The organism is Pseudomonas sp. (assembly GCF_037994325.1).
In the GTDB taxonomy this organism is placed as follows: domain Bacteria; phylum Pseudomonadota; class Gammaproteobacteria; order Pseudomonadales; family Pseudomonadaceae; genus Aquipseudomonas.
In genome coordinates, this window is the sequence record NZ_JBBNAH010000624.1 from 1 (window position 1) to 3,125 (window position 3,125).

The following is a 3,125-nucleotide window of genomic DNA, read 5'->3' on the forward strand; positions in this document are numbered from 1 at the left end:
GGCCCGATGACCCGCGACGAGCTGAAAGACTTGGCTTGCCTGGGCTTCTCCGCCGACTTGGTCATGCAGTCGTTCTGCCACACCGCGGCTTACCCAAAACCAATCGACGTCACCACCCACCACACCCTGCCGGATTTCATCCGCACCCGTGGCGGCGTGTCCCTGCGTCCTGGCGACGGCATCATCCACAGCTGGCTGAACCGTATGCTGCTGCCGGATACCGTCGGTACCGGTGGTGACTCGCACACCCGTTTCCCGATCGGCATCTCGTTCCCGGCTGGTTCCGGCCTGGTCGCCTTCGCCGCTGCCACTGGCGTAATGCCGCTGGACATGCCGGAGTCGGTACTGGTGCGCTTCAAGGGCAAACTGCAACCAGGCATCACCCTGCGTGACCTGGTACACGCCATCCCTTACTACGGCATCAAGAACGGTCTGCTGACCGTTGAGAAGAAGGGCAAGATCAACGCCTTCTCCGGCCGCATTCTGGAAATTGAAGGCCTGGACGAGCTGACCGTTGAACAAGCTTTCGAGCTGTCCGACGCCTCCGCCGAGCGTTCCGCTGCAGGTTGCACCATCAAGCTGCCGGAAAAAGCCATTGCCGAATACCTGAAGTCGAACATCACCCTGCTGCGCTGGATGATCAGCGAAGGCTACGGCGATGCCCGCACCATGGAACGCCGCGCTCAAGCAATGGAAGCCTGGATCGCTAACCCGGTTCTGCTCTCCGCTGACGCTGATGCCGAATACGCCGAAATCGTTGAAATCGACCTGGCCGACATCAAAGAGCCTGTGCTCTGCGCACCAAACGATCCGGACGACGCCCGCCTGCTCTCGACCGTTCAGGGCGAGAAGATCGACGAAGTGTTCATCGGTTCGTGCATGACCAACATCGGCCACTTCCGCGCTGCCGGCAAGTTGCTCGACAAGGTTAAAGGTTCGATTCCAACTCGTCTGTGGCTGTCGCCGCCGACCAAAATGGACGCCCATCAACTGACCGAAGAAGGCTACTACGGCATCTACGGTAAAGCTGGCGCGCGCATGGAAATGCCAGGCTGCTCGCTGTGCATGGGTAACCAGGCACGCGTTGCGGCGAACTCGACCGTTGTGTCGACTTCGACCCGTAACTTCCCGAACCGTCTGGGCGATGGTGCCAACGTGTACCTGGCTTCTGCTGAACTGGCCGCTGTTGCGTCCATCCTCGGCAAGCTGCCTACCGTTGCCGAGTACATGGAGTACGCAGCAAGCATCGACAGCATGGCTGCCGACGTTTACCGCTACCTCAGCTTCGACCAGATCGCCGAGTTCCGTGACGCTGCTGCGAACGCCCAGATTCCGGTCGTTCAAGCCTAACGAAGCAATGCGATAGAGAGAGCCCCGCCCAGTGCGGGGCTTTTTTATGGGCGCGCTGGCGAGGCGCCGTTGCGCTGCTAGGGTAAAGGCGTGGCATGACGCCGCCTTTTTTACTCATTGGGAGCTCAACATGAAGCACTGGATTTTGGCTGCTGTGTGCCTGCTTAGCCTGGCCGGCTGCTCTAGCGAATACATCATCACCACCAGCGACGGCCAGATGCTGACCAGTGATGGCAAGCCGGACCTCGATGAAGACACAGGCATGCTGGAGTTCGAAGACAGCGAAGGCCGGAAACAGCAAATTCCGCAATCGTCAGTCAAGCAAATGCTTGAGCGCTAAGCGCACACACTAGATGGGCGCTGCTGCCACAGAACTTTTTGCGCCAGTACAGACAGTTAAAACTTGCAGCACCCCACTCGACAAGCGCAACGGCGGCCCTTATCTTCGCCACTGGCCAGCGCACTGGCCAACGTCGCTCGGACGGTTCCGGGCGCTTACGTCTTCGAGGAACACATGGCTGAACAAGCTCCGCGCCGTTTTGCGCGCATCGATCGTCTCCCCCCTTATGTTTTCAACATCACAGCTGAGCTGAAGATGGCGGCCCGTCGCCGCGGCGAAGACATTATTGACCTGAGCATGGGTAACCCCGATGGCGCCACACCGCCCCATATCGTGGAAAAACTCGTACAGGTCGCCCAACGCGAAGACACCCACGGTTACTCCACTTCACGCGGGATTCCGCGCCTGCGCCGGGCTATTTCGCGCTGGTATAAGGATCGTTACCAAGTCGAGATAGATCCGGAAAACGAAGCCATCGTTACCATTGGCTCGAAGGAAGGTCTGGCGCATTTGATGCTGGCCACGCTGGATCAAGGCGACACCGTGTTGGTCCCCAATCCCAGCTACCCGATTCATATCTACGGTGCGGTAATTGCCGGCGCCCAAGTGCGTTCGGTGCCACTGATACCTGGGGTGGATTTCTTCGCCGAAGTGGAACGTGCCATTCGCGAAAGTATTCCAAAGCCTAAGATGCTGATTATTGGCTTCCCGTCCAACCCTACGGCGCAGTGCGTGGAGCTGGATTTTTTCGAGCGCATTATCGCGCTGGCCAAGCAGCACAACGTATTGGTGGTGCATGACCTGGCGTATGCCGACATCGTGTATGACGGCTGGAAGGCGCCGTCGATCATGCAGATACCGGGCGCCAAGGACATTGCGGTGGAGTTCTTCACCCTGTCCAAAAGCTACAACATGGCCGGCTGGCGAATCGGCTTTATGGTCGGCAATCCCGAGCTGGTGAATGCACTGGCGCGGATCAAAAGCTACCACGACTACGGCACCTTTACGCCACTGCAGGTAGCCGCTATTGCGGCCCTGGAGGGCGATCAAACCTGCGTGCATGAGATCACTGCCAACTATCAGCAGCGCCGTGATGTGTTGGTGCGCGGGCTGCATGAGGCGGGCTGGATGGTGGAGAACCCGAAGGCCTCCATGTATGTGTGGGCAAAGATTCCGGAAGCCTACGCCAAGCTAGGCTCACTGGAGTTCGCCAAGAAGTTACTGGCTGAGGCAAAGGTCTGCGTTTCGCCAGGCCTAGGCTTCGGCGATTACGGCGATGATCACGTTCGTTTTGCCCTGATCGAAAACCAGGACCGTATACGTCAGGCGGTTCGCGGCATAAAAACGATGTTCCGCGCTGATGGTTTGTTGCCTAAAGCTAAAGGCGAGAACGTTTAAGGCCGCACTTATGAGCGGCCACCGCTAAGTCAACGGT

Annotated in this window: 3 protein-coding genes; all 3 read left to right on the top strand. The window is 58.6% G+C overall.

The annotated features are described in order from the left end of the window. The coding region (locus AAAB16_RS20605; RefSeq protein ID WP_340665007.1) for a bifunctional aconitate hydratase 2/2-methylisocitrate dehydratase at positions 1–1,350 on the top strand (1,350 nt) is incomplete at its 5' end. A gap of 130 nt (positions 1,351–1,480) precedes the next feature. Beyond that, positions 1,481–1,690, top strand: coding sequence for a YgdI/YgdR family lipoprotein (locus AAAB16_RS20610; protein ID WP_340665008.1), 210 nt, complete (start codon positions 1,481–1,483; stop codon positions 1,688–1,690). A 174-nt stretch (positions 1,691–1,864) separates the two neighbouring features. After that, positions 1,865–3,088, top strand: a complete 1,224-nt coding sequence (alaC, locus tag AAAB16_RS20615; RefSeq protein WP_340665009.1) for an alanine transaminase — start codon at positions 1,865–1,867, stop codon at positions 3,086–3,088. The last annotated feature ends 37 nt before the right edge of the window (positions 3,089–3,125 follow it).